This window comes from uncultured Sphingomonas sp., from assembly GCF_964235535.1.
GTDB lineage: Bacteria > Pseudomonadota > Alphaproteobacteria > Sphingomonadales > Sphingomonadaceae > Sphingomonas.
This window is the reverse complement of record NZ_CAXSBH010000079.1, coordinates 1-7085: the sequence shown is the minus strand read 5'-3', so window position 1 is coordinate 7085 and position 7085 is coordinate 1. Positions and strand designations below refer to the sequence as shown.

The following is a 7085-nucleotide window of genomic DNA, read 5'->3' as shown; positions in this document are numbered from 1 at the left end:
AACCGTACAACACGGTCCGAAAAAGGCGAAATATTCGGATGGGTCGAACCCTTGAATTAAACGATCTCTCCCGCGAGTTTACGGTACTTGTTTGAGCTGCACCCTCGCCTACGGCCCTGCCGCGGAGGCCGCGCAACAGTCTTGCACGCTCCGCCAGTCCGATGGCGTGCGGATTGCGCTACGGCTCGATGCGCGCGACTCGGTGCTGACGAGCTTTTCGATGGCGTTCACGCAGGCGACCGGAGTAAGCGCGCACGAATGCTCATTGAGCGCGCGACGCGGCGATGGCCGGTCGCGCTGGCGGGAGGGACGCGGGGCGACATATGTCACGCTGAACGACCGCGACCTGGGGCGACTCGAGGCGGTGGCGCAGCCCTATCGTGGCGATTGGCAACTGAGCGTGAGCGCGGCCGAGGGTGAGCCTGCAAGCTGCGGCGCGTTCATCATTCCTGCAACAGTGATCGTCACACCCGAAGTGGGCGGTCGGTGCGTGGCGACCCTACCGCGACGGCGCGTAACCCTTCGGTGAAGGCCGCTGCTATGCTGCCTTGAGCAGGGTTGTCGTCGGTTGCCAGTTCCACGGCAGCAGCTGGTCGAGCCGGTTCTGCGACAGGTCGGCGATGCGGGCTAGGATGTCGGCGAGCCAGGCCTGCGGGTCGACGTCGTCGAGCTTGGCGGTTCCGATCAGCGGGTACATGAACGCGGCACGCTCGCCGCCGCGGTCGGAGCCGGCGAACAGCCACGCGTTCCTGCCCAGGGCTACACCGCCAAGCGCGCGCTTGGCGGCGTCATTGGTGACGCAGATGCGCCTGAGCTGCCCTTCTGAGCAGTCCATCGGCTATGATGGTCAGGACCGAGGAAGGAAGGACGACTGTCGAACAAGGGGCCGGTGCCGAAGCAGATCATCGGCAAGCTGCGCAAGGTGGAGATCGTGTTGGCGCAGGGCCGCGGCACTGCGGAAGCGCGCCGCAGGATCTCGGTGAGCGTGCAAACCGCGATCTCCGCCGGGGCAGGCTCTACGATCGCTGGCGGAAAAAGTATGGCGGCGTGGAGACCGGTCAGGCCCGCCCGATGAAGGACTTGGAGAACGAGAACGTCTGGCTGGAACGCGCAATCTCCGACCTAACGCCCCACACGCTCGGCTTGCAGGAAGCTGACCGGGGACCCGCAGGTCAAGCGCAGCTAAATTCCTGAGCTCCGCGCGGCGTCGGCGCTGTATCGACCAAGTGAACGAGATGCTGGACGTATCCGAGCGACGCGTATGCATCCTACTAGTCCAGCATCGGTCGACGCAGCGCAAGCCGCGGCGCGGGGCGGATGACCAAGAGACGCTGACGGACGCCATCGTCGCTTTGGCGAAGCAGTTTAGGCGCTATGGCTACCGCCGGGTGACGGCGCTGCTGCATGCGGCAGGCTGATCAGTGAACCACACGCGCGTCGAGCGGATCTGGCGGCGCGACGGGCTCAAAGTCTCCTGGAAGCAGCCAAAGCGTGGCGGCTGTTAAGCAACCCCCACCGGTGCTCCGGCTCCCCGTTCGTCAGCGCCCGCCCGCAGTCCGCGGGCGGGCGGCAGTGGCCTTTCCGGTATCGGCGTCCGTCTGGATCAGCCGGGCCGTGTCGATCCCAGTGAAGTCGATGCGGCCGGTGAACAGGAACGCGTTGATGAAGCGGGAGAACTCGCCCAGGCTCGGCGTGGTCGATCCGGGGCCATATTCCGCGCCGATCGCGGTGGCGTTCAGGTCGGTCTGCGTCGCGACCGCGCCGTGCTCCGCACGCCAGCCCGATCCGGTCGCGTTTTCATACAGCATGAACCCGTCACGGTGCGCGGTGTCGAGCGCCCGACCCTGACGGCCGACGGTAACGCTTAAGTCGCCCAGCTTGTTCTGGCTGATCCCGTCCACGACGACCGAGTTCGCGCCCTTGGTGATGACCACCTGGCTCGCGACGTACATGTTCGGATTGCCGTTCCATTGTTCGGTGTTGATCGTCAGCTTGGTGCCGTTCTCCAGCTGGAACGTGGTGGTGCCCCAGAAGTCGAAGGCGTGCTTGCCGTCGATGTCGACATGCGGATCGCCCCAGATCCTGGTCGACTCGCCCGTCTTGGCGTTCAGGATCGTCATCTCGCTGTTGCGCTCGTCGATGCGCAGCGAATAGCCGTCGCCCAGGTCGACCGAGGCAGTGTGCGCGCCCGTGGTGGTCGCGGCGAAGCTGGCGAGCGCCCGCGCCTGCGTCGTCCCGCCCGTCCCCATGGCGGTAAGCGACACGGTCGCGGGCAACATCCCTTGCGCGAACGGCCCCGCCCCGAGGCGGTTCACGCCGTGCGCCAGCACGCCCGCCGCCATCTGCAGCCACAGGCCGTCCCGTATGGGGGCGAGGGCGGCGTTAAGCGCGGGGTTCAATGCCAGCGCGGCTCCGTTCATCGTCATCGATCTTCTCCCTGTCGTTGTCCCCGCAGTGTTTAACCGATCGATAACTATTCCGCCCTCCGCGATTCGATGACTTTCCTCCGCGATTCGCGGAGGCGGAGGGCGATTCCCTCCGCGAATCGCGGAGGGCGCTCCGCCACGGACTGCGCTATATCCCATCGATCGGGGGCGGATGCCGCTCCGCCCATACAGGAGTTCACCCCTCAGATGATCGGTCCCGCCGGCTTGAACCGCGCTTTAGCGATCGGCTCCGTCCGCCTCGGCGGGCCCGGCGGTACGCGGACGCGCGCGGGCGCGGCGATGCAGGGTCTCGCGGGCCGGGTCGCCACCGCGTTCGCGCAGGAGTTCGATCTGCTGGGCGACGGCCACTCGAAAAAGCAGCACCGACCCGACGCCGACCCGTACGACGTGAACGGCGCGGCGCGCGAGCTGACGCAGGGACTAGGCGGCGGGCCGGTCGACGAGGGGCGCTTCGTCCGCTCGCTCGGGGCTTTCGTGGTGGAGAGCGCGAGCCTGGTCGGCGCGCGGCCCGAATCGCGCTCGCTCCAGCGGATCGACGACGCGATCGGCCAGGCGGAACGCGAAACGGGGCGCGAGGCCGGACCCGAGACGCTCGACGGCGCGCTCCGCTCGATCGACCGCACCGCCGCGCTGGTCGCGGCCGGAGCGGGACGGTGAGCGTCGGGGCAGTCGGGACTGCCGACTTCGCCGCGCTCTTCGGCCCCGACCCGGTCGATGCGGGCGTCGTCGCGGTGGCGCGCTCGGAGCCGATGGACGCCCCCACGTTGGCGGTCGCGGTCGTGCCCGAGCTGACGGTGACGATGCTCGGCGACGCGGGTGGGGGCAACGCGTTGCTGGTGGTGCGGCAGTACGGCGCGGCGGTGGCGCTGATCGAGCTGGGCGACGGCTATCTGCTCGACATCGATCGCGCGCGCGCGTCCGTGCTGCTGTCGAATTCTCTGACAGGCCTCAACACCACCATCTGGGGCGAGGACGCGGCGATGACGCTGTCGGACGGCGCGGCCCCCGCGCGCTTCTGGGGCAACGTCACCTTCGCGCTCGACAATGGCGCGGTGATCACCGCCGCGACCGTGAGACGGGAGGACAACCCGATGGTCTACGTCCTCGACACGCTGACCGTGACCAAGCGCTCAGCGGCGGTGATCATCACCGACATTGCCACGGCGTTTGCCGAACAGGAGGCGGAGGCCACCCTGACCGTGACCACCGCCCGGAACGGCCAGGCCGTGGAGCACCGCACCCCCGACGGTCTAGTGCTGGAACAGGACGGGCAGCGCGACGGCTGGCTGCGCGAGAACACGGGCGTCGCCGCCGACGCCGACTGGCTGGCCCAAACCGCGCCGGGCGCGCTCCACGGTCCCGAAGCCGACCGGATGAGCGGGCGCGAGTTCGGACGATCCGTGGGCGAGATGGTGGCCCAACTGTCGCGACACCCGATGATCTACGCCACCCCGCCATCGGTCCTGGTGAGCAACGCCCTGCGCGCTGACGCCGACCGCAGGGCCGAGGACAGCGCCGATCACGCCAGCGACCGCGCAAGCGAGCGCCGCCGCATCTACCTGGACTCGCTACGATCCCACGCCTTCCGTGACGTTGTGGAAACGGCGGCGCGTCCGATCCAATAAGCCAAGGGGCTGCGCTTCGGTCAGGCCTCAACCCGCTGGATGTAAACCTCGATCTGTGAGGGTCATGGCGTCGAGGTCCAGTCCGGACTCCCGCGCACCCTTGCGGACGGCTGCGGCGAGCTTAGCCGCCATGGCCGGATCATCTTTGTAGGTTTCCTGCGTGGCACTGATCAGGGCGGCCTGGACAAGCAAGGCTTCGGCGAGCTCTTGCCTAACCGCATCATCAGCGTCGCGCATGGCAGGAACGGTGGCGAGCGTCTCCGCCACTTGGGCGCGAACCGCCTGCACGGTCGCGCGACTAGGCAGGCTCGTGTCGCCGTTAGCCGCGCCCCAAGCATTCATCCAATAGACGGAATAAGCGTCGGCCACATTATCGATGCGTAGGCCATGGGGCCCAAGCTCTCGGTCCATCGCCGCGATCACGTCGGTGCTAGCGAAGATCTTCTCCATCCGGACAGCGCCTACGGGATCGGCGCGTCGACTCCGCTGAATGAAGCGCGCCAAGTTCACGCGACGGCGCACGACCGATGGCGCGTAGGTGAAGTCCGACGCGCTCACCGGTTGAACCGTCGCCGTCGATTCCCGACCTGCCGCCCGCTTGCGCGCCTGACTGGCGAGCAGGCCGAACTGGCTCATCGACGCGGCTTCCGGCCAGCTTATCGAAGGTGCGAAAACCGGCATATCCTGCGCCGAAGCCGGACTCGCGATCATCGCTATCGTAAAAGCCAGTTTCTTCATTTTTAACCTCTGATACACGGAGGAGGTCGCGCCGGTGTAGCACTCGCATGGCTTTGGGAAATCACGCCTTGTTAGAGCAGGATCAACCCTTACGCGCCATCGCCTTGCCCAGCAGGAACGCCGCGCCCAGCCCAGCGCCACCGGCGGCGGCGAGGAAGCCGTAGCCGGGCCGCGCATCTTCCCCGGCGGTCGCGGCGAGCCCCTGCGGCTCCGCGCCGGGCGCGGGGTCGGCGGCACCGGTCTTCCGGGCCGGGCCGAAACCCTCCTCCGTCAACGTCATGGCGCGAAGGTCAAAGCCTGAGGCGGTCGCACCTTTCTCGACGGCGCGCCCGATTTCAGCGAGCTTGGCTTTGTCGCCATTCGCTTGTTCCCGCGCGGCTGCTACGAGCATGGCTTGAACAAGCATTGCCTCAGCCAGCTCCTGCTTCTGGGCTGGGGTAGCAGTGGCGAACGCCGGCGTTGCGAGGATAGCATTGGCGGACTGCCCCTTGACCGCCTCCGCCTTTTCGCGAGAGGTCTGGCCGGTCACGCCATGCACAGCCTCCCATGCCTCTATCCAGTAGGCGGCATAAGCGTCGGCAACGTTGTCTACGCGTAAGCCCACCTGTGCAAGCTGAGGCTTCATCAATGCGATCGGATCAAGCTTTAGGTTCGCAGCCAGCCCGTCCGCACCGGCCGGATCGACGGCGCGAGTCTTGGCTACGAACCTCGCATAGTTTTGACGGCGGGCGGTGAGCGACGGTTGGAATGACAGGGCGGGAGCGTCAACCACAGACTCGCTCGCTTCCGAAAGCCTGGACAAGGTTGATCCACGTCGCGCTTCTTGCGTCAGATTGCGACCGATACCGGCTTGGGTGATTGCGGTCTGGTTCGTGATCATGCCGTTATAGGCCATTCCGCCATAATAGCCGCCGAAGTCTTGGCCGGAGGCCGGAACCGAAGCCGCCAAGCTTAGAAGCCCGAACGCCATTCCTTTTGAATCCAAGAAGCGCATGTCGATACCTGTCCTTTCAGAGCTTGTGGTAGCACAGCGTCCGAAACGGGAAAGAGGAGATGCACACGAGCGAACCCGTGCACACCTCCTCTTGCCTGGACCATGTCGGCGACGCGGTGCCGCAGGCTGCGATCAGCCCTTGCGAGCGATCGTCGACTGAGCCTCGCCGATCGACTTGATAGTGTTGTTAAGCGCGTTCGACAGGATAGAAATCTCCTGGGAGACCGCCGCCATCTTGCCGTTCAGCTCGCCCAGCTGCGACTGGTCGCTGTTGCCCTGCTTACCGATCTGATCGGCGAGAGACGCCGCCTTGTTCATCTTCGCGTCGAGAGCCTTACCCAGGGCTACGGCGATGCGCTCCAGAAACCCCTTGCCCGAGCCGCCTGAGCTGGCCGCCTTGAACTCGTCGGAGCCAATTAGGCCGCTGTACATGTTATTAAGGTCAGTGATAGCCGCACGCTCGAGCTGACCCTGCTGAGTGGGCGACAAATTGAATTGCTGGCCAAGCTGCGAACCAGCGTCCATAATCGCGCGCGGGCCGCCTTGGCTGCCGGTCGCAGCAGCGTACGAATTCTGCGCCATGCTGATCACGCTCTGCGGCAAGCCGAGCTGCTGGCCGAGCTGCTGGATGAGTTGCTGGCCGATCGCGGTTCCGAGCGTCTTGAGTGCGAGCGACGCCCAGCCCGAAGGACCCGTCGCGAGCTGCATTAGCGTCGCCGGGTTGGTGAGCGCGCGCTGAATTCCACCGAAAATACCCATTTCACTTCTCCCACTTGAGGTCTTGGTCGGGATCGATCTCCCCGGGTGCGTCCCGGCTCGTTCGTCCTTCCCGGCCCTTATAAACCCCTGTTTTCAGGAGCGCCCTCCGCGAAACGCTTAGATCGCCTCCGCGAAACGCTTAGATTTCGTTAAGGATTGTGTCATCGGAGCGCCATATTCGACCCGGGACAGCCGAACGCGGCGGCGACCCAGCGCGAGACGCAGCTGCGATTCGAGCGCGGCGGGCGCGACCGCGAGCGCGGCCGGGGTCACGCCCTCCAGCCGGACGATCAGCGCGCCGCCCGCATCGCGGATGAGGAGCGCGCCCTCCGCCAAGCCGTCCGGGTCGTTGAACCTAATCGAATAGACGGGGTCGCGGCCCTGCGCGATCGCCTCCGCGACCGCCGCCGCCATCCGGTCGGCGCGCGCGACGGCCGCCGGGTCGAGTGCCAGCGCGATGGCAGGCGCGACCGGCGCGGCGGCGGAGACGTCCGCGGGCGGGGGGCCGCCGGCCCAGGCGGG

Annotated in this window: 8 protein-coding genes and 2 pseudogenes; 4 read left to right on the top strand and 6 right to left on the bottom strand. The window is 66.6% G+C overall.

The genetic code is table 11. The annotated features are described in order from the left end of the window. Window positions 1–91 precede the first annotated feature (91 nt). Complete coding sequence (locus ACFE7F_RS15130; protein ID WP_375404679.1) at window positions 92–529, top strand: hypothetical protein; 438 nt, start codon at window positions 92–94, stop codon at window positions 527–529. 9 nt (window positions 530–538) lie between these two features. On the opposite strand, the pseudogene ACFE7F_RS15125 reads toward ACFE7F_RS15130, so the two are convergent. Further along, window positions 539–808, bottom strand: a pseudogene (locus ACFE7F_RS15125) (transposase domain-containing protein); the annotation flags it as partial. A gap of 63 nt (window positions 809–871) precedes the next feature. On the opposite strand from ACFE7F_RS15125, the pseudogene ACFE7F_RS15120 reads away from it, so the two are divergent. Next, window positions 872–1496 (top strand): annotated as a pseudogene (locus ACFE7F_RS15120) (IS3 family transposase); the annotation flags it as partial. Between the two features lie 42 nt (window positions 1497–1538). Here ACFE7F_RS15120 and ACFE7F_RS15115 read toward each other — a convergent pair. Continuing rightward, a complete protein-coding gene (locus ACFE7F_RS15115; RefSeq protein ID WP_375404678.1) occupies window positions 1539–2426 on the bottom strand; it encodes a DUF1521 domain-containing protein in 888 nt (295 codons plus the stop codon). A 207-nt stretch (window positions 2427–2633) separates the two neighbouring features. Here ACFE7F_RS15115 and ACFE7F_RS15110 point away from each other — a divergent pair, with 207 nt between their 5' ends. Further along, window positions 2634–3104 (top strand): hypothetical protein, encoded by a 471-nt coding sequence (locus ACFE7F_RS15110; RefSeq protein WP_375404677.1) that lies wholly within the window; start codon window positions 2634–2636, stop codon window positions 3102–3104. Further along, on the top strand, window positions 3101–4072 hold the full coding sequence (locus ACFE7F_RS15105; protein WP_375404676.1) for a DUF1521 domain-containing protein: 972 nt from the start codon (window positions 3101–3103) through the stop codon (window positions 4070–4072). Before ACFE7F_RS15110 ends, ACFE7F_RS15105 begins: the two co-directional genes overlap by 4 nt. A gap of 27 nt (window positions 4073–4099) precedes the next feature. On the opposite strand, the gene ACFE7F_RS15100 is transcribed toward ACFE7F_RS15105, so the two are convergent. The 4 genes from ACFE7F_RS15100 to ACFE7F_RS15085 form a co-directional block, all read right to left on the bottom strand. Further along, window positions 4100–4810 carry a DUF6683 family protein gene (locus ACFE7F_RS15100; RefSeq protein ID WP_375404675.1) on the bottom strand — a complete coding sequence of 237 codons (711 nt, stop codon included), beginning with the start codon at window positions 4808–4810 and terminating at the stop codon, window positions 4100–4102. Between the two features lie 82 nt (window positions 4811–4892). Further along, window positions 4893–5804 (bottom strand): DUF6683 family protein, encoded by a 912-nt coding sequence (locus ACFE7F_RS15095; RefSeq protein WP_375404674.1) that lies wholly within the window; start codon window positions 5802–5804, stop codon window positions 4893–4895. Window positions 5805–5936: 132 nt separating this feature from the next. Continuing rightward, window positions 5937–6563 carry a hypothetical protein gene (locus tag ACFE7F_RS15090; protein WP_375404673.1) on the bottom strand — a complete coding sequence of 209 codons (627 nt, stop codon included), beginning with the start codon at window positions 6561–6563 and terminating at the stop codon, window positions 5937–5939. A gap of 117 nt (window positions 6564–6680) precedes the next feature. Further along, window positions 6681–7085: hypothetical protein (locus tag ACFE7F_RS15085; protein ID WP_375404672.1), on the bottom strand; the 405-nt coding region annotated here is incomplete at its 5' end.